This window comes from Hydrogenophaga sp. ANAO-22, from assembly GCF_042466645.1.
GTDB lineage: Bacteria > Pseudomonadota > Gammaproteobacteria > Burkholderiales > Burkholderiaceae_C > Hydrogenophaga.
In genome coordinates, this window is the sequence record NZ_CP159956.1 from 3,404,638 (window position 1) to 3,422,919 (window position 18,282).

The following is an 18,282-nucleotide window of genomic DNA, read 5'->3' on the forward strand; positions in this document are numbered from 1 at the left end:
CGGTCTGGGACAATCGGCGTTTGCTTTCGCGTTCGCATGTCCACCCCCACCCTTGAGCCCTCTTCCGCCGACACCGGCGCATCCGCCGCGCCGGTGGCCGGCCCGCTGGCGCGCGAGGCGATCGCGCTGGCCGCGTTCGACCACGTGGTGGCGCACGCGCCGGGTTACCGCGCGCGGCCGGGCCAGCGCGAGATGGCGGCCCACATCGCGCACACGCTCTCGGGTGTGACCTTGGGCGACGGCGCGGTGGCGAGCGACGCGGCGTTGCCCGCGCGCGGCATCGCGGTGGTGCAGGCGGGCACCGGCGTGGGCAAATCGGCGGCCTACGCGTCCACGGTGATTCCGCTCGCGCTGGCGCAGCAGAAGCGCGTGATCATCAGCACCGCCACGGTGGCGCTGCAGGAACAGCTGATCGCCAAGGACCTGCCCGCGCTGGCCGCCACGCTGCCGCAGCCCTTCAGCTTCGCGCTGGCCAAGGGGCGCGGGCGCTACGTGTGCCGCCTCAAACTGGACCAGCTCAGCGGGGGCGACGCGGCGAGCGCCGACCTGTTCGAAAGCGACGATGGGGGTGGCGACACCAGCGCGGCCGGTATGGCGGCGCAGGCCGTGGCCTCGGCCGCCGCCGCGGCGCGCTGGCAGGAGCGCGGCGTGCAGTACACCGCCTGGGCCAACGCGCTGGACGGCGGCAGCTGGGACGGTGACCGCGACCGGCTGGACGACCCGCCCGACGGCAGCCTGTGGGCGCCCGTGGCCGCCGAGCGCCACACCTGCACCGCGCGCCACTGCCCCAGCTACAACAGCTGCAGCTACTACCAGGCGCGCGCCAAACTGGCGCAGGCGCAGGTGATCGTCGTCAACCACGACCTGCTGCTCTCCACCCTGGGCCTGCACGCGCTGCCCGCGCCGCAGGACTGCTACCTCGTGTTCGACGAGGCCCACCACCTGGGCTCGGTGGCGCAGGGGCAGTTCACCGCGTCCATGGACCTGATGCGCGGCCACTGGCTGGACAAGCTGCCGCGCGCGGTGGACGAGGTGGCCACGGCGATCGACCACAAGCCCACCATCGATGTGGCCGCGTTCACCAAGGAACTCAAGAGCGCGCAGACCGAGCTGGCGCGGCTCGCGATGCAGCGCATCGGCTCGCTGCCGGCCTGGCTGGACCTCACCGGCCGGTCCGCCGGCCGCTCGCCCGCGCGCGCCGGTGGCGGTTCTTTCAACGACGCCGGCGCGCCGGTGGTGGACCGTTTCGACGGCGGCGTGCTGCCGGCGGAGTGGCTGGAGGTGGTGGGCAAGCTGCACGCCAACGCCAGCAGCCTGCTGAAGGTGTTCGAGGCGCTGGCCACCCAGCTCAAGGCCAACGCGCGCGAGAACCCGGGCGACGCGGCGCGCTGCGCCAAGCTCTACAGCCGCCTGGGCGTGCTCGCGCCGCGCCTGCAGAGCGCGCAGGAAACCGCCAGCTACTGGCAGCAGGCGGCGGGCGACGGGCAGCCGCCCCTGGCCAAGTGGCTGGAGGCCGGCGTGAGCCACGGCCTGGTCACGCTGACCGCGCACGCCTGCCCATTGCAGCCCGGCAGCCTGCTGCGCAACCACTTGTGGAACCAGGTGCGCGCGGCGGTGGTCACCTCGGCCTCGCTCACCACCTGCGGCAGCTTCGATCACTTCCTGCACGAGTCCGGCCTGGCCTGGGACGGCGCGGTGGCCGCGCGCGAGGTGCAGAGCCCGTTCGACCACGCGCGCCAGGGCCGTCTGGTGGTGGTGCAGACCACGGCCGACCCCAAGGATGTGGACGGCTACACGCGCGAGATGCTGGCCCTGCTGATGGCCGACCTGCGCGAGGTCGAGCGCGGCGCGCTGGTGCTGTTCACCTCGCGCGCGCAGATGCGCCAGGCACAGGGCCTGCTGGAGCGCGGCGAACACGGCGCGCTGCGCGACCGCGTGCTGGTGCAGGGCGAGGCCTCGCGCACCGTGTTGCTGCGCCGCCACGCCGAGCGCGTGGCCGAGGGCAAGCCCTCGGTGCTGTTCGGCCTGCAGTCCTTCGGCGAAGGGCTGGACCTGCCCGGCGAGTTGTGCGAATGGGTGTTCATCACCAAGCTGCCCTTCGCCTCGCCGAGCGACCCGGTGGGGCAGGCGCGCGCCGACTGGCTCAAGAGCCAGGGCCGCGACCCGTTCAGCGAACTCGTGGTGCCCGCCACCGGCGCGCGCCTGCTGCAATGGACCGGGCGCGCGCTGCGCACCGAGGCCGACGAGGCGGTGGTCGTTTGTTACGATGCCCGCTTGCTGCGCCAGTCCTACGGACGGCGCATGCTCAAGGGCCTGCCGCCCTACCGGCTGCAGCGCCGCGTGGACGGCGTGCTGACCGAAGCCTGACCTTCCTCACAGAAAGCCCCGCGCATGATCTTCTCCGCCCTCAAACTCATCCACGTGCTGGCCGTCATCCTGTGGGTGGGCGGCATGGCCTTCGCGCACTTCTTTCTGCGCCCCTCGGTGCAGGCGCTGGAGCCGCCAGTGCGCCTGCGCCTGCTGCAGGCCGTGATGAAGCGCTTCTTCTCGGTGGTGCTGTGGGCCTCTCTGGTGGTGCTGGCCACGGGCCTGTGGATGATCGGCCGCACGGCCAAGGAAACGGTGCAGGCCGGCCTGGCCTTCAACATGCCGCTGGACTGGACCATCATGGCCACGCTGGGCATCGTGATGATCCTGATCTTTGGCCACATCCGCTTCGCGCTGTTCAAGCGCCTCACGCGCGCCGTGGCCGCCAGCGATTGGCCCGCGGCCGGCGCGGCCATGGCGTCCATCCGCAGCTGGGTGTTCGTCAACCTGTGCATCGGCGTGGTGATCGTCTGCGTGACGCTGCTGATGGGCTGAACGCCTCCGCCGCGCCGTCATGAGCGTGCCTTCCATGGGGATCTTCCAACGAGGTGGGTGGATGATGGCGTTGCTGACTGCCCTGCTCCAGGGCTGTGCCCTGCCTCCGCTGGAAGGGCGCACCGAATCCCGCGCCCTGGCGCCGGCCGAGGCGGCTGCCACGGCGCTGGGCCGTGTGCTGAGCGCTGACGCGCAGGCCCATCCCGGCGAGTCCGGCATCCTGCCGCTGGCCGATGCGCTGGAGTCGTTCGCGGCGCGCGTGCTGCTGGTGCGCGCGGCCGAGCGCACGCTGGACGTGCAGTACTACATCTGGCGCGACGACATCACCGGCAACCTCTTGCTCAACGCGCTGCGCGAGGCGGCCGACCGCGGCGTGCGCGTGCGCCTGCTGCTGGACGACAACGGCGTGGCCATGGACGGCAAGCTGCTCGCGCTGGACCGGCACCCGGCCATCGAGGTGCGGCTGTTCAACCCGTTCTCCATCCGCCAGCCCAAGGCGCTGGGCTACCTCACGCACTTCAGCCGCGCCAACCGGCGCATGCACAACAAGGCGCTGGTCGCCGACAGCCAGGCCGCCATCATGGGTGGGCGCAACGTGGGCGACGAGTACTTCGGCGCCACCGATGGCGTGCTGTTCGCCGATCTCGACGTGCTGGCCACCGGGGCGGTGGTGCCCGAGCTGTCGGCCGACTTCGACCGCTACTGGGCCAGCGCCTCGGCCTACCCGATCGACCGCATCGTCCCGGCCGGGACGGTGGTGGCGGCACCGGACGCCGCGGGGCAGGCCGAGCGCGATCCGCGCGCCACGCGCTACCTGCAGGCCCTGCGCGAGTCGCGCTTCGTGACCGACCTGCTCACGGGTGGCATCGTGCCCCAGTGGGCGCGCGTGGAGATGGTCAGCGACGACCCCCGCAAAGGCCTGGGGCTGGCCGAGAAGGACGGGCTGGTGACCCACCAGCTGGCCCAGGTGCTGGCACGCCCGCCGGTGCGCTCGCTGGATCTGATCTCGCCCTACTTCGTGCCCACCGCGGCGGGCGTGGCGGTCTTCGAGCGCCTGGCGGCCAGGGGCGTGCGCGTGCGCATCCTGACGAACGCGCTGGAGGCGACCGACGTGTCGGCCGTGCACTCGGGTTACGCGCGCTACCGCCAGGACCTGCTGCGCGGCGGCATCGAGCTGTATGAGATGCGCCGCAGCGCGGTGGTGATGGGCCGCTCGGGCGTGTTCGGCAGCTCGGGCTCCAGCCTGCACGCCAAGACCTTCGCGCTCGACGGCGAGCGCGTGTTCGTGGGGTCGATGAATTTCGATCCGCGCTCGGCGCACCTGAACACCGAGCTGGGGTTCATCATCGACAGCCCGGCCATGGCGCGCGCGGTCGCCGAGGCCTTCGACCGCGAGGTGCCGGCCACGGCGTACGCGGTGCGGCTCGATGAGCGGGGCGATCTGGTGTGGATCGAACGCCGCGACGGCCAGGAGATCCGCCACACCCGCGAGCCGGGCAGCTCGCTGGGGCAACGCGCCTGGATCGGCCTGCTGTCGGTGCTGCCGATCGAGTGGCTGCTCTAGCTCGCCGGTGACGGTGGCCGGTTGCCCAGCAGCCGGTGCCACAGGCCGGGCAGCGCGGTGGCGAGGTCCGGGCGAGAGCCGTTCAGGGTGGGGCGGTGGCCCCCGTTGGTCCGCTCCGTATCGCTGCCCAGGTCGAAGCGGAAGGTGTAGTGCGGCTCCTGGCCCATGCGCAGGTCGGTCACGAACAGATGGCCCTCGGTGGCCGACACGCTGTAGAAGCCGTGGGTGAAGGCCGCCATGCGCGCGAGGTAGGGCTCGTTGTGGTGTTGCGCGATCAGGTCCGCGCCGCGCTCATGCACCGTCCAGGTGATCCGCGGGCTGTCGTCCAGCAGCGAGTAGAAGCCCTCGCGGTACTCGGTGGGTGTGGTGGCCACCAGCCGCCAGAGCACGGTGTTGAACGGCGAGGGCGTGACCAGCAGGTGCTCGGCCGCGATGCCGTCGGCCTGCAGGGACGCCTGCGCCACCCGCGTGACATGCTGCTGCGCGCCCACGCTCCAGCCCAGGTAGAGCGTGCTGAGCACCAGCCCGGCGGTGTTCCACGCCAGGCCGCGCGCGGACTTCAGCCGCAGCGCCGCGACCACGCCCACGATCAGCGGCAGGGTGTAGGCCAGGTCGATGATGAAGACACTGCCCACGGCGAATGGGTAGTCGCTGAACGGCTGCAGCAGCTGTGTGCCGTAGACCGTCATGGTGTCGAGCAGCGGGTGGGTGATGAGCACCAGCCACATCGCCAGCCACCAGCGCCTGAACAGCGCGGCCTCGCCGTGCACGCGCGAGACGATCCAGGCGAGCACCGGCGCGGCCAGCGTGAGCACGAAGAGCGCATGGCTCTCGGCGCGGTGGCGCGTCATGTTGAGGATGGCGTCGCCGTGGTTGATGAAGGCGTCCAGGTCGGGCAGGGTGCCGCCGATGGCGCCCCACAGCGCGGCCTTCCACGCGGCGGTGCGCCGGCCCATCACGGCCACGCCCACGGCCGAGCCGAGGGCAATCTGGGTCAATGAATCCATGCGGCGAGCTTAGCCGCCCGGCTTCAAGCCTGCACGGCGATGGGGAAGGTGGCGCGCAGGCCGTCGCTGCCGGGGGTGAAGGGCACGGTGACCGCGGCGCGGGCCTCTTCGTTCATGCGCCGCCAGAGGCCGTCGCGCTCGTTGCCGGGGTCGCCCGCCACGTACAGCTGGGTGGTGAGCAATTCCTGCCGGTCCAGCCGCACCTTCACGTGGATGTGCGGCGTGCGGCCGGTGTAGGGCACGGGTTTGAGGGTGCGGAAGCGGTAGCGCCCGTCGCGGCCCACCGTGACCTGGCCGAAGCCCTGGAACGCCGGGTCGGCCTTGCCGCCGTCGCCGGGGTGGTGGTAGCGGCCCTCGTGGTCGCACTGCCAGATCTCCACCACCGCGCCCGCCACCGGCACGCCGGCAAGGTCGGTCACCGTGCCGTCGACCCAGGTCGGCTGGCCCTTGCTGTAGACCGCCTTGCCGTTCCTGAGCAGGTCGGCATCGCTGTCGGCCGGCAGCGTGACCGGGTAGAACGGGCCTTCGGTCTGGCTCGGCGTGGGGCGCAGGGACTTCGACTGGGCGATCGCGGGCGACAGCCAGGCCGGTGCGGCCACGGCGGCGGCGCTGGCGATGAGAAGGCGGCGGCGGAGGGGATGGATGCTCATGCAAGTCTCCAAAGACGGCAGTCTGATTGGAAGATCCGTCCGGGCGCAAGTTCCGCGGACCAGAACACCGCGGAACTGGCTTTGCCAGGCCGCTGGTGTTGCCCCCTGGGGGGTGATGCCGCAGGCGGCGCGGGGGGTTACTTCGTGCTCATCCAGGCGAGCAGCGAGGCTCGCATGGCTTCCTCGACCGACATCTCGATCGGCGTGGTCCAGCTGCGTGGCACGAACACGGTGTAGCCGCCGATCATGTAGCCCATGGGCAGGTAGACCGCCACGTGGTCCAGCTCGGCCAGCCCGGGCGGCAGGCCGGCCATGTTCTGGCGCGTCACCAGGCCGACGATGGTCATCTCGTTGTCCGGCATCTTCAGCATCACCACCTGCTGCTGGGCGTCCTTCTTGTTGGGCGCGAAGTAGTCGGCGAAGCTCTTGAGCGAGGAATAGATGCTTTTGACAACCGGCAGGTTGGTGAACGGCAGCTCCACCCAGGAGAGCATGCGCGCCGTCACGGGCTGGGAGATCAGGAAACCCAGGCCGAAGATCATGGCCGCGCCGATCACGATGCCCAGGCCAGGCAGGTAGAAGTCGCCGACCAGCGGTCGGATCGCCCACATGGCGATGGTTTCCACCCAGACGATGAACAGGTACAGCACGTAGACCGTGAGCGCCACCGGCAGGAAGGTGATCAGGCCGCGAAAGAAGTACTGGTAGATCGGTTTCACACGCGGGAGCATACCGCGAGGTGGCTTGCAAACCGCCAGAATGCCCCCACCTGCCCGCTGTTTGCCCCATGCCGGGTGGCATGCCTGGCGTTCGCGCCAGTTCAGGAACTCCCTCGGGGCCAGGAGGCTCTCTCATCCATGAACGGACTCTTCGACTTCTTTGGCCGCGTGCTGCGTGGCGTGATCCGGCTGGCGCTGGCCCTGGCCGCCCTGGTCTTCGTGCTCAGCCTGCTGCTGGCGTCCCTGGTGGTGGTGGTCGGCGTCTCGCTCTGGTCGCTGGTGACCGGCCGCAAGCCCGCCCCGGCGGTGGTGTTCAGCCGTTTTCGCCAGACCTCGCAGCGCTACACCCAGGGCGTGTGGCCAGGCGGCACGGGCGGCGTGCGCCGGCCCATGGGCGATGTGGTGGATGTCGAGGCCACCGAGGTGCCCGACGCACCGTCCCCGCCGCGCGAACCGGGTTCCCGATCGGGCCCCGACCACACGGCGCGCGTGATCTACTGATCGGCCCGCCGGGCCAGCGCGGCCTCGTACAGGGCGTTGCGCGGCTGGCCGGTGATCTCCGCGCACAGGCGCACGGCGGTCTTCAGCGGCAATTCGGCCAGCAGCAGGTCCAGCGTGCGCAGCGCCGCCGCGTCCACCGCGCCGGCTTCGACCGCCTCGGCCGCCAGCGGGTGCACCATCAACACGAACTCGCCGCGCGTGCGGTGCGCGCCGGCCTGCAGCCAGCCAGGCAGGGCCTCGGCGGGCATGGGCGCGATCTCCTCGAACTGCTTGGTCAGCTCGCGCCCCACGGTCAGGGTCCGTGGGCCCAAGGTGGCCAGGTCCTTGGCCAAAGCCTCGATGCGGTGCGGCGCCTCCAGCAGCACGCAGGCGCGCGCATCGGCGCCGATCTGCTGCACCTCGCGCTGGCGCTCGGCCGCCTTGGGCGAGAGAAAGCCTGCGAACACGAAACGACCGTCCCAGCCGCTGTGCCCGGCCACGCTGAGCAGCGCGGTGATGCTGCTGGCGCCCGGGATCGGCAGGCAGCGCAGGCCGGCGCCGGCCACGGCGGCGACCAGGCGCGCGCCCGGGTCGCTCACCCCGGGTGTGCCGGCGTCGCTCACGTAGGCGATGCGCTGGCCTTCCTGCAGGCGTTGCAACACGGTCTGCGCGGCCTCGGCCTCGTTGTGTTCGTGCAGCGCCAGCAGCGGCTTGTGCAGGCCATAGCCCTGCAGCAGCGCGGCGGTGTGGCGCGTGTCCTCGCAGGCCACGGTGTCCACGAGCGAGAGCACCTGCAGCGCGCGCAACCCGATGTCGGCCAGGTTGCCGATGGGGGTGGCGACCATGTAGAGCGCGCCCTGCGGATAATGCTGGTGCCCCGCCGCGTCGCGGGCGGCGGCCAACAGGGATGGAGTGCTTGCAGACAATGTGGACATCCAGAAAACAGGCGGCGCCCTCGGGGAGCGGCGCGGCGAAACAGACCACCAAGGACCGGGGCGACGCCGCGGAGGATGCGGCCCTGGTCCACCTGCGGCGCCATGGCCTGGCGCTGGTGCGGCGCAACTTCAGGACCCCGGGCCGGGGCGGTGGCGAAGTCGATTTGATTATGCGCGAGCCCGATGGCACGCTGGTCTTCGTCGAGGTGCGCCAGCGCGCCAGCCAGCGCCAGGGTGGGGCCGGCGCCAGCATCACCGGGGTGAAACAACGCCGCATCGTGTTCGCGGCGCGGCACTTTTTGCTGCGGCTCGGCTCAGAGCCTGCATGCCGCTTCGATGTGGTGCTGATCGATGGCGCGTTCGACGCGCCGACGCCTGTGCGCATCGAGTGGCTGCGCGCCGCCTTCGATGCCTCCGTGGCATTCTGAGCAAATGGATACACCCCTCACCGCTATGATCGCGCCATGCTTCTGCAACGCATCCAGCAACAGTTCATCGACAGCGCCGACCTGAAGTACCAGTGCGCCCAGTCCCTGGCACCGATGGTGGAGTCGGCCATCGCGGCCGTGCTGGCCAGCGTCACGGGCGGCGGCAAGGTGTTGGCCTGCGGCAATGGCGCTTCGGCCGCGGCCGCGCAGCACTTCGCGGCCAGTTTCGTGGGCCGCTACGAACGCGAGCGGCCCGAGCTGGCGGCGTTTTCGCTCTCGTCCGACGCGGCGGTGCTCACCGGCATCGCCAACGATTTCGATGCCCGCGCGGTGTTCGCCCGCCAGGTGCGCGCGCTCGGCCAGGCCGGCGATGTGCTGCTGGCGCTGTCCACCAGCGGCAATTCGGCCAACGTGCTGGCGGCGGTGGAGGCCGCGCACGAGCGCGAAATGGTCGTGGTGGCGCTCACCGGCGCGCGCGGCGGCCGCCTCTCGATGCAACTGCGCGACACCGACGTGCACCTGTGCGTGCCGCACGAGCTGCCGGCCCGCATCCTCGAAGTGCATCACCTCGTGCTGCACTGCATTTGCGACGGTGTGGACGCCCAGCTGCTGGGCCTGCCCGACGAGTCCAACACCCCTATGGAGAGTGCCTCATGAGCCAGATCAAGAACACCCCTTCCTTTCACCGCATCGCCGCCGCCGCGCTCGCCGTGGCCGCCTTGGGCGCCACGCTGAGCGCCTGCGCGCCCCTGGTGGTGGGCGGCGCGGCCGTGACCGCGCTGGTGGCGGTGGACCGCCGCACCTCGGGCGCGCAGCTCGACGACCAGGGCATCGAGCTGAGGGCGTCCAACCGCCTGAAGGACGAGCTGGGCGACGCGCATGCGCGCTACAACCTCTCCAGCTACAACCGCCGCGTGCTGATCACCGGCGAGGCCTCCAGCGAGGCGATCAAGACCAAGGTCACGCAGATCGTGTCCGGTGTGGAGAACGTGCGCGAGGTCATCAACGAGCTGGGCGTGACCAACAGCCCCTCGCTCAAGGAGCGCGCGAGCGACACGCTGATCACCGGCCGGGTGAAGGCCTCGCTGGTGGACGCCAAGGACCTCTCGGCCAGCGCCTTCAAGGTGCTGACCGAACGCGGCACGGTGTACCTGATGGGCCGTGTGACGCAGCGCGAAGCCGACCGCGCCACCGACATCGCGCGCAACACGCAGAACGTGTCGCGCGTGGTGCGCGTGTTCGAAATCATCTCCGAGCAGGAACTCGCCAACATCGGCGCCGCCAAGCAGCCGGCACCGACCAACCCCGCCAAATAACGCCGCTCGAAGAGGCGCGGCCCCTTCCAGAACACGGCGGAACCGGCTTCGCCGGGCCGCACGTGTTGCCCCCTGGGGAGTGACGCCGAAGGCGGCGCGGGGGGGACCTACTTCAAGCGTTTGATGAGGCTGGAGGTGTCGAAGCGCTGGCCGCCCATGGCCTGCACGTCGGCGTAGAACTGGTCCACCAGCGCGGTGACCGGCAGGCGCGCGCCGTTGCGCTTGGCTTCGTCCAGCACCAGGCCCAGGTCCTTGCGCATCCAGTCCACGGCAAAGCCGAAGTCGAACTTGTCGGCCACCATGGTCTTGCCCCGGTTGTCCATCTGCCAGCTCTGGGCCGCGCCCTTGCCGATCACCTCCAGCACCTGGGTCATGTCCAAGCCGGCCTTCTGACCGAAGGCGATCGCTTCGGACAGGCCTTGCACCAGGCCGGCGATGCAGATCTGGTTGACCATCTTGGTGAGCTGGCCCGCGCCGCTCTCGCCCAGGCGGGTGAAGGCGCGCGAGAAGGCCATGGCCACCGGCCTGGCGGCGTCGAACGCGGCCGCCTCACCGCCGCACATCACGGTCAGGGCGCCGTTTTGCGCGCCGGCCTGACCGCCCGAGACGGGCGCGTCCACAAAAGCAATGCCCAGGGTCTTGCCCGCGCCGTGCAGCTCGCGCGCCACGTCGGCGGAGGCGGTGGTGTGGTCCACGAACACCGCGCCGGGGGCCATGCCGGCGAAAGCGCCGTCGGCACCGAGCGTGATCGAGCGCAGGTCGTCGTCGTTGCCCACGCAGGCGAACACGATGTCGGCGCCCTGGGCCGCTTCGCGCGGCGTGGGCTTGTGCGCGCCGCCGAATTCGGCCACCCAGGCAGCGGCCTTGGCGCCGGAGCGGTTGTAGACCGTGACGGTGTGGCCGGCGCGCGCCAGGTGCCCCGCCATGGGGTACCCCATGACGCCCAGGCCGATGAAGGCGACCTTGCGCGCAGGGGTGGATTCGTAGGGGCGTTGGGCGATGCTGCTCATGAAGAGGTCCTTCGTGTGGGTTCAAGAATGCCGCGGAACTGGCTTCGCCAGGCCGCAGGCATTGCCCCCTTGAGGGGGTGACGCGCGCCAGCGCGGCGCGGGGGTGTTTTTACACGATCGTGAGGTGCTCGGTGCCCGCCGCCAGGTCCAGCGACTTGGCGCGCTGGCTGTTGAGCTTGATCTGCAGCCGCAGGTCGTTGAGCGAATCGGCGTTGCGCAGCGCGTCTTCGAGCGTGATGAGGTTGGCCTCGAAGGCGTTGAACAGCGCCTGGTCGAAGGTCTGCATGCCCATCTGGGTGCTCTTCTTCATGATCTCCTTGATCTCGGCGACATCGCCCTTGAAGATCAGGTCGGAGATCAGCGGTGAGTTCAGCATGATCTCCACCGCCGCGTGCCGGCCCTTGTTGTCCTGGCGCGGCACCAGGCGCTGGGAGACCAGCGCGCGCAGGTTCAGCGACAGGTCCATCAGCAGCTGGGCACGGCGCTCCTCGGGGAAGAAGTTGATGATGCGGTCCAGTGCCTGGTTGGCGCTGTTGGCGTGCAGCGTGGCCAGGCACAGGTGGCCGGTCTCGGAGAACTGGATCGCGTGCTCCATGGCTTCGCGGTCGCGGATCTCGCCCATCAGGATCACATCGGGCGCCTGGCGCAGCGTGTTCTTCAGCGCGGCCTCCCAGCTGTCGGTGTCCAGGCCCACTTCGCGCTGCGTCACCACGCAGTTCTTGTGCGGGTGCACGAACTCGATCGGGTCTTCCACCGTGATGATGTGGCCGTGCGTGTTCTCGTTGCGCCAGTCCACCATGGCCGCCAGCGAGGTGGACTTGCCCGAGCCGGTCGCGCCGACCAGGATGCACAGGCCGCGCTTGGAGAGCGCCACGTCCTTGAGCACCTGGGGCAGGCCGAGCTTGTCGATGGTGGGCAGCACGGCGGGAATCGTGCGCAGCACCATGCCGACCTTGCCCTGCTGGATGAAGGCGTTGACGCGGAAGCGCCCGATGGCCGGCGGCGAGATCGCGAAGTTGCACTCCTTCGTGCGCTCGAATTCGGCGGCCTGCTTGTCGTTCATGATGGCGCGCGCCAGCGCCAGCGTGTGCGTGGCGTTCAGGGGCTGCGGCGACACCTTGACGACCGACCCGTCGACCTTGATTGCCGGCGGGAAATCGGCGGTGAGGAACAGGTCGCTGCCCGAGCGGCTGAGCATGAGGCGCAGCAGGTCGTTGATGAATTTGGATGCCTGGTCGCGTTCCATGAGAGTGTCCTTTGATCAGCAGCGACGGCCGCCGCGCAGGGCCGCCCCAAGCAAGGCCAGCCCCCTTGGGGGGCAGCGACCCGCGCAGCGGTGGAGCGTGGGGGTGGTCATCTCAGCCCGGGAAGTTTTCGGGGATCTTCGCCTTGCCGCGTGCTTCCGCCGGGCTGATCACATTGCGCTTGACCAGCTCCGAGAGGTTCTGGTCCAGCGTCTGCATGCCCACGCTGTTGCCGGTCTGGATGGCCGAGTACATCTGCGCCACCTTGGCCTCGCGGATCAGGTTGCGGATCGCGCTGGTGCCCAGCATGATCTCGTGCGCCGCGACGCGGCCCGAGCCGTCCTTGGTCTTGCACAGCGTCTGCGAGATCACCGCCACCAGCGATTCGGAGAGCATCGCGCGCACCATGTCTTTCTCTTCGGCCGGGAACACGTCGATGATGCGGTCGATGGTCTTGGCCGCGCTGGAGGTGTGCAGCGTGCCGAACACCAGGTGACCGGTCTCGGCGGCGGTCATCGCCAGGCGGATGGTTTCGAGGTCGCGCATTTCGCCGACCAGGATCGCGTCCGGGTCTTCGCGCAGCGCCGAACGCAGCGCGTTCGAAAAACTCAGCGTGTGCGGGCCCACCTCGCGCTGGTTGACCAGGCACTTCTTGGACTCGTGCACGAACTCCACCGGGTCTTCCACCGTGAGGATGTGGCCGTACTCGGTTTCATTGAGGTGGTTGACCATGCCGGCGAGCGTGGTGGACTTGCCCGAGCCGGTGGGCCCGGTCACCAGCACCAGGCCGCGCGGGCGCAGGGCGAGGTCGCCGAAGATCTTGGGTGCGTTGAGTTGCTCCAGCGTGAGGATCTTGCTCGGGATGGTGCGGAACACCGCGCCGGCGCCGCGGTTGTGGTTGAAGGCGTTGACGCGAAAGCGCGCCAGGCCTTCGATCTCGAACGAGAAGTCGCACTCCAGGAACTCTTCGTACTGCTTGCGCTGGCTGTCGTTCATGATGTCGTACACCATGCCGTGGACCTGCTTGTGGTCCAGCGGTTCGACGTTGATGCGTCGCACATCACCATGCACCCGTATCATGGGTGGAAGACCGGCCGAGAGATGAAGATCGGATGCTTTGTTCTTGACGCTGAAAGCCAGCAGTTGGGTGATATCCATCCCGGGGTCCCGTGCGGTGTTGAGGTATGACGGCAGATTATGACGACCATTGAACGCAATCTCCAAGGGCTGAAAGAGCGCATTTCGCGTGCTTGTTCACATGCCGGACGCCCCGTGGAGGCGGTGGTTTTGCTCGCGGTTTCCAAGACCTTCGGACCGGACGCCGTTCGTCAGGCGCAGGCCGCCGGTCAGCGGTGTTTTGGCGAAAACTACGTGCAGGAAGGCGTCGAGAAGATCCTCGCGCTGCGCGAGTCGGCTGTTGCGCCGACGCCAACGCAATGGCACTGCATCGGCCCGCTGCAAAGCAACAAGACCCGTTTGGTGGCCGCGCATTTCGACTGGGTGCAATCGGTGGACCGGCTCAAGATCGCCGAGCGCCTGAGTGAACAGCGCCCCGAAGGACTGCCGCCCTTGCAGGTGTGCCTGCAGGTGAATGTGGACGGTGGCCTCACGAAGGCGGGCGTGGCGCCGGCCGAACTGCGCGAACTGGCGCAGGCGGTGGCGCGCTTGCCGAACCTGCGCCTGCGCGGCCTGATGTGCATCCCCGAACCGGCCGAGACCTTCGAGGCCCAGCGCGCGGTGTTCCTGCAGGCGAAGGAGTTGTTTGATCAACTCAATGGCGCGGGCTTGGCGCTCGACACGCTGTCCATGGGCATGAGCGACGACCTCGAGGCCGCCATCGCCGCCGGCTCGACCATGGTGCGCGTGGGGCGCGCCGTGTTCGGCGGCCGCCCCGCCAAACTCACTTCCTTGGCTTGACCGTCCCGCAGTCGGCCGACAGCCACTTGCCCTGGCCGTCCATGGTCATGGTCTGGGGCTTGCCCTGGTGCGTGGTGTTCATCACCATCTTCACGGTGTAGGCGGCGTCGCCGCTGAAGGTGTAGGTGCCTTCGCCGGAGGACGGGGGCTTCTTGCAGACGAAACTCATCTTGAGCGCGGTGGCGCTGCGCGAGGTGACGGTGTTGGTGCAGTCGCCATCGCCTTGCATCGGCATGTCCTGCCGCGCGGCCATCTCGGGCGTGATGCAGACCTTCATGGCCATGCCGCCGCCCGGGCCCGGCGTGGGCATGGCCTTGCCCTGTCTGGCCAGCATGTCCTCCATCTGCTTGCGTTGCGCGGGCGGCATGCTGGCCATCTGCTGCTGCATCTGCGCCATGGCCTGGTCCATCTGGGCACTGCCGCCGACCTTCTGCGTCATCTCCCACAGGCCGGGTTTGATGCTCTGGGCGTGCGCGGTGGTGGCGGCCAGCGTGACGCCCAGCAACAGGGGGGTGATGGTGGTGTGGTGCATGGCGGCTCCCATGGGTGAGAGTGCCATTGTGCGGCGCCAGGTGGGCGTGTCAACGGCGGCGTCAATGGATCACAAGGGCAACCGCGAGCTGTTCTTCACCTCTTCCATCACCGCGTAGGTTCGCGTCTCGCGCACGCCGGGCAGCTGCCACAACACGCTGCCGGCGAAGTCGCGGTAGGCGGCCATGTCCGCCATGCGGGTCTTGAGCAGGTAGTCGAAACCGCCGGCGACCATGTGGCATTCCATGATCTCGTCGCGCACCTGCACGGCGGCCTTGAATTCGTTGAACACGTTGGGCGTGGTGCGGTCGAGCAGCACCTCGACGAAGACCATCATGCCCCGCCCGAGCTTGAGCGGGTTCAGCCGCGCCTCGTAGCCCAGGATGTAGCCGTCGCGCTGCAGGCGCTGGGTGCGCGCGAGCACGGCGGTGGGTGACAGGGCCACCGCCTCGGCCAGCTTGAGGTTGGTCAGCCGGCCATCGGCCTGCAGAAGCTGCAGGATCTTCAGGTCGATGCGGTCGGGTTCCTGGGCGTCGGACATGGTGGTGAATTATCCGGTTGACGCCGGCATTTTTGGTGAAAAACTCGGTTGATTCGGCGGCACCATGCGTGAATTCACCGATCGCCCGCCTTTCTGGAGTGTTCCATGCCCCGTGCCCAAGACCGCCTGCCGTTCCCTTACCGCCCCGAAGCCGGCGTTCTCGCCCAGCGCCTGAGCGCCTTGCGCGGTGCCCTGGATTGGGCGGCCGCCGCGGACCATGCGGCGCCGTGGGTGCGCGCGGTGCGCGAGAACCCGCCGCCGTTCTGGGCCATGGAGAGCCTGCTCAAGGAGTACCCGATCTCCAGCGCCGAGGGCCTGGCCCTGATGCGCCTGGCCGAGGCGCTGCTGCGCGTGCCCGACGCCGAGACCGCGATCGCCCTCACCGCCGACCAGCTGGGCCGAGCCGACTTCGATGGCGCGGCCGACTCGACGCTGGCGCGCCTCTCGTCCACGGCGATCGCCATGTCCAAACATTTCCTGCCGCACGCGGGCAGCGAGCCCGGTCTGATGGCCAAGCTGGGTGCCAAGACCGTGGTGGCCGCGACGCTGCGCGCGGTGCAGTTGCTGGGCCGCCAGTTCGTGTTGGGGCAGACCATCGAGGAGGGCATGAAGGAGGCCGCCTCGGCGCGCAGGCGCCAGGCCAACCTGCGCTTCAGCTTCGACATGCTGGGCGAGGGCGCCCGCACCGACGAAGACGCCCTGCGCTACCTCGCGAGCTACCGCAACGCCATCGCGGCCATCGCGCGCAGCGCCGACCCGGCGCGGCACCCGGGCCAGAACGACGGCATCTCGATCAAGCTCAGCGCCTTGCACCCGCGCTACGAGGACGCGCAACACGACCGCGTGATGCGCGAGCTCGTGCCGCGCGTGTGGTCGCTGTGCGAGGTGGCGGCCGCCGCCAGCCTCAACCTCACCATCGACGCGGAAGAGGTGGACCGGCTCGAACTCTCGCTGGCCGTGTTCGAGGCCCTGGCGACCCGGGTGGCGCAACACTGCCCCCAATGGCAGGGTTTCGGCCTGGCCTTGCAGGCCTACCAGACGCGGGCGGTCGAGCTGATCGAGCACGTGGCGGGCCTGGCGCGGCAGCACCGGTTGAAGTTCATGTGCCGCCTGGTCAAGGGCGCGTACTGGGACGCCGAGATCAAGCGCGCGCAGGAGCTGGGCCTGCCGGCCTACCCGGTATTCACGCAGAAGCCGCACACCGACGTGAGCTACCTGGCCTGCGCGCGGGCCCTGTTCGCGGCGCACGACGCGATCCACCCGCAGTTCGCCACGCACAACGCGGGCACCATCGCGGCCATCCTGCAGATGGCGGCGAAGCAGGGCACGCCGTTCGAGTTGCAGCGCCTGCACGGCATGGGCGAAGGCATCTACCGCGAGGTGTTGAAGAACCCGGCCGTCTCGTGCCGCGTCTACGCCCCGGTGGGCGCGCACCGCGACCTGCTCGCCTACCTGGTGCGCCGCCTGCTGGAGAACGGCGCGAACTCGTCGTTCGTGCACCAGCTGGCCGACGAGTCGGTGGGCATGGACGAGCTGCTGGTGTCGCCGCTGGCACAGTCCCGGCCCGAGGCCATCGTGTCCCCGCTGCCCTTGCCGCCCGACCTGTACGGCCGGGCGCGCCCCAACAGCGAGGGGCTGGACCTCGCGGTGGTCGCGCACCGCGAGCCGCTGCTGGCCGCGCACGCGGCGCTGGTGGTGCCTGCGGTGGCCGAGGCCCGCGCCGCCGACGCACCAGCCGCCGTGGATGCCGCCGTGCGGGCCTTTGCCGGCTGGAACCACACGCCGCTGGCCGAGCGCGCGGCCACGCTGCGCCGCGCGGCCGACGCCATGCAGCAGCAGATGCCGCGGCTGTGCGCGCTGCTGGTGAAGGAGGCGCACAAGGGCTGGAACGACGCGGTCTCCGAGGTGCGTGAGGCGATCGATTTCCTGCGCTACTACGCGAACGACGCCGAGCGCGTGATGGCGCCACAGGCCCTGCCCGGGCCCACCGGCGAGAGCAACACGTTGCGCCTGGAAGGGCGCGGCGCCTGGGTCTGCATCAGCCCCTGGAATTTCCCGCTGGCGATCTTCACCGGCCAGGTGGCGGCGGCGCTGGTCACGGGCAACACCGTGTTGGCCAAGCCGGCCGAGCAGACCCCCGCCATCGCGCTAGAAGCGGTGAAGCTGCTTCACGCGGCGGGCGTGCCTACCGACGCGCTGCAGTTGCTGCACGGCCCGGGCGACACCGTGGGCGCGGCGTTGGTGGCGCAGCCCGGCGTGGCCGGCGTGGTGTTCACCGGGTCGACGCAGGTGGCCAAGCTGATCCAGCGCGCGCTCGCCGCGAAGGACGGCCCCATCGTGCCGCTGATCGCCGAGACCGGCGGCATCAACGCCATGCTGGTGGACAGCACGGCCCTGCCCGAGCAGGTGGCCGATGCCGTGGTGCAGAGCGCGTTCCGCAGCGCGGGCCAGCGCTGTTCGGCGCTGCGCCTGCTGTGCGTGCACGAGGCCGTGGCCGATGGCGTGATCGCGATGATCCAGGGCGCGGCGAGCGAGCTGGTGGCGGGCGACCCGGCCGATCTGGCCACCGACCTGGGGCCGGTGATCGATGCCGAAGCCTTCGAGGGCATCGGCCGCCATCTGCAGCGCCTGAATGCCCAGGCCCGGCCGCTGCTCGACGCGAACCGCTCGCCGGCCCTGCCTCGGCTGGTCGCGCCGCACATGTACGAGGTGGGCGGCATCGCCGAGGTGGTGCAGGAGATCTTCGGCCCGGTGCTGCAGGTGGTGCGCTGGGGCGGCGACCCGATGGGCGTCATCCAGCAGATCAACGCGCTGGGCTACGGCCTCACGCTGGGCATCCAGACCCGCATCGACAGCCGGGCGCTGGCGCTGGCCGGCGCGGCGCGCGTGGGCAACGTCTACGTGAACCGCAACATGATCGGCGCCGTCGTGGGCGTGCAGCCCTTCGGCGGCGAAGGCCTCAGCGGCACCGGGCCCAAGGCGGGCGGTCCGCACTACCTGCAGCGCTTCTGCGCCGAGCAGACGCTCACCATCAACACCACGGCGGCCGGGGGCAATGTGGCGCTGTTCACCGGGTAA

General features: G+C 69.9%; 18 protein-coding genes. 9 read left to right on the top strand and 9 right to left on the bottom strand.

Annotated features, from left to right (window positions below; genetic code table 11):
• The first annotated feature begins 36 nt into the window (after positions 1–36).
• The 3 genes from dinG to ABSY19_RS16420 all read left to right on the top strand — a co-directional run bounded on the left by dinG (position 37) and on the right by ABSY19_RS16420 (position 4,426).
• A complete protein-coding gene (gene dinG, locus ABSY19_RS16410; protein WP_382153488.1) occupies positions 37–2,367 on the top strand; it encodes an ATP-dependent DNA helicase DinG in 2,331 nt (776 codons plus the stop codon).
• A 24-nt stretch (positions 2,368–2,391) separates the two neighbouring features.
• Positions 2,392–2,862 carry a CopD family protein gene (locus ABSY19_RS16415; RefSeq protein ID WP_382153490.1) on the top strand — a complete coding sequence of 157 codons (471 nt, stop codon included), beginning with the start codon at positions 2,392–2,394 and terminating at the stop codon, positions 2,860–2,862.
• A gap of 61 nt (positions 2,863–2,923) precedes the next feature.
• Positions 2,924–4,426 (top strand): phospholipase D family protein, encoded by a 1,503-nt coding sequence (locus ABSY19_RS16420; RefSeq protein WP_382153492.1) that lies wholly within the window; start codon positions 2,924–2,926, stop codon positions 4,424–4,426.
• Here ABSY19_RS16420 and ABSY19_RS16425 read toward each other — a convergent pair.
• The 3 genes from ABSY19_RS16425 to ABSY19_RS16435 form a co-directional block, all read right to left on the bottom strand.
• Complete coding sequence (locus ABSY19_RS16425) at positions 4,423–5,433, bottom strand: metal-dependent hydrolase (protein WP_382153495.1); 1,011 nt, start codon at positions 5,431–5,433, stop codon at positions 4,423–4,425. The genes ABSY19_RS16420 and ABSY19_RS16425 overlap by 4 nt on opposite strands.
• A 23-nt stretch (positions 5,434–5,456) precedes the next feature.
• Complete coding sequence (locus ABSY19_RS16430; RefSeq protein WP_382153498.1) at positions 5,457–6,083, bottom strand: intradiol ring-cleavage dioxygenase; 627 nt, start codon at positions 6,081–6,083, stop codon at positions 5,457–5,459.
• A gap of 137 nt (positions 6,084–6,220) precedes the next feature.
• Positions 6,221–6,802 carry a DUF502 domain-containing protein gene (locus ABSY19_RS16435; protein ID WP_382153500.1) on the bottom strand — a complete coding sequence of 194 codons (582 nt, stop codon included), beginning with the start codon at positions 6,800–6,802 and terminating at the stop codon, positions 6,221–6,223.
• Positions 6,803–6,940: 138 nt separating this feature from the next.
• On the opposite strand from ABSY19_RS16435, the gene ABSY19_RS16440 reads away from it, so the two are divergent.
• On the top strand, positions 6,941–7,303 hold the full coding sequence (locus ABSY19_RS16440; protein WP_382153503.1) for a hypothetical protein: 363 nt from the start codon (positions 6,941–6,943) through the stop codon (positions 7,301–7,303).
• On the opposite strand, the gene rsmI is transcribed toward ABSY19_RS16440, so the two are convergent.
• The gene (rsmI, locus tag ABSY19_RS16445) at positions 7,297–8,208 is read right to left on the bottom strand and encodes a 16S rRNA (cytidine(1402)-2'-O)-methyltransferase (RefSeq protein ID WP_382153506.1); all 912 of its coding nucleotides are present in this window, start codon (positions 8,206–8,208) and stop codon (positions 7,297–7,299) included. The two genes, ABSY19_RS16440 and rsmI, sit on opposite strands and share 7 nt — an antisense overlap.
• Here rsmI and ABSY19_RS16450 point away from each other — a divergent pair.
• The 3 genes from ABSY19_RS16450 to ABSY19_RS16460 are packed head-to-tail and all read left to right on the top strand — an operon-like array spanning position 8,208 to position 9,961.
• Positions 8,208–8,645: a YraN family protein gene (locus tag ABSY19_RS16450; protein ID WP_382163836.1), complete on the top strand. Its 438-nt coding sequence runs from the start codon at positions 8,208–8,210 to the stop codon at positions 8,643–8,645. The two genes, rsmI and ABSY19_RS16450, sit on opposite strands and share 1 nt — an antisense overlap.
• Positions 8,646–8,681: 36 nt before the next feature.
• Positions 8,682–9,302: an SIS domain-containing protein gene (locus ABSY19_RS16455; RefSeq protein WP_291120132.1), complete on the top strand. Its 621-nt coding sequence runs from the start codon at positions 8,682–8,684 to the stop codon at positions 9,300–9,302.
• Positions 9,299–9,961, top strand: coding sequence for a BON domain-containing protein (locus ABSY19_RS16460; protein ID WP_382153509.1), 663 nt, complete (start codon positions 9,299–9,301; stop codon positions 9,959–9,961). The genes ABSY19_RS16455 and ABSY19_RS16460 overlap by 4 nt, the downstream gene beginning before the upstream one ends.
• Before the next feature lie 107 nt (positions 9,962–10,068).
• On the opposite strand, the gene ABSY19_RS16465 is transcribed toward ABSY19_RS16460, so the two are convergent.
• From ABSY19_RS16465 to ABSY19_RS16475, 3 genes are all read right to left on the bottom strand, one after another.
• A complete protein-coding gene (locus ABSY19_RS16465) occupies positions 10,069–10,971 on the bottom strand; it encodes an NAD(P)-dependent oxidoreductase (protein ID WP_382153512.1) in 903 nt (300 codons plus the stop codon).
• A 109-nt stretch (positions 10,972–11,080) separates the two neighbouring features.
• Positions 11,081–12,217, bottom strand: coding sequence for a PilT/PilU family type 4a pilus ATPase (locus tag ABSY19_RS16470; RefSeq protein WP_291120124.1), 1,137 nt, complete (start codon positions 12,215–12,217; stop codon positions 11,081–11,083).
• Positions 12,218–12,329: 112 nt separating this feature from the next.
• Positions 12,330–13,373 (bottom strand): type IV pilus twitching motility protein PilT, encoded by a 1,044-nt coding sequence (locus ABSY19_RS16475; RefSeq protein WP_291121788.1) that lies wholly within the window; start codon positions 13,371–13,373, stop codon positions 12,330–12,332.
• A 39-nt stretch (positions 13,374–13,412) separates the two neighbouring features.
• On the opposite strand from ABSY19_RS16475, the gene ABSY19_RS16480 reads away from it, so the two are divergent.
• Positions 13,413–14,132, top strand: coding sequence for a YggS family pyridoxal phosphate-dependent enzyme (locus tag ABSY19_RS16480; protein ID WP_382153514.1), 720 nt, complete (start codon positions 13,413–13,415; stop codon positions 14,130–14,132).
• On the opposite strand, the gene ABSY19_RS16485 is transcribed toward ABSY19_RS16480, so the two are convergent.
• Together ABSY19_RS16485 and ABSY19_RS16490 are read right to left on the bottom strand one after the other, a co-directional pair.
• The gene (locus ABSY19_RS16485) at positions 14,116–14,664 is read right to left on the bottom strand and encodes a DUF3617 domain-containing protein (RefSeq protein ID WP_382153516.1); all 549 of its coding nucleotides are present in this window, start codon (positions 14,662–14,664) and stop codon (positions 14,116–14,118) included. The genes ABSY19_RS16480 and ABSY19_RS16485 overlap by 17 nt on opposite strands.
• Before the next feature lie 69 nt (positions 14,665–14,733).
• Positions 14,734–15,204, bottom strand: coding sequence for an Lrp/AsnC ligand binding domain-containing protein (locus ABSY19_RS16490; RefSeq protein ID WP_382153519.1), 471 nt, complete (start codon positions 15,202–15,204; stop codon positions 14,734–14,736).
• 105 nt (positions 15,205–15,309) lie between these two features.
• On the opposite strand from ABSY19_RS16490, the gene ABSY19_RS16495 reads away from it, so the two are divergent.
• Positions 15,310–18,282 (top strand): L-glutamate gamma-semialdehyde dehydrogenase, encoded by a 2,973-nt coding sequence (locus ABSY19_RS16495; RefSeq protein WP_382153522.1) that lies wholly within the window; start codon positions 15,310–15,312, stop codon positions 18,280–18,282.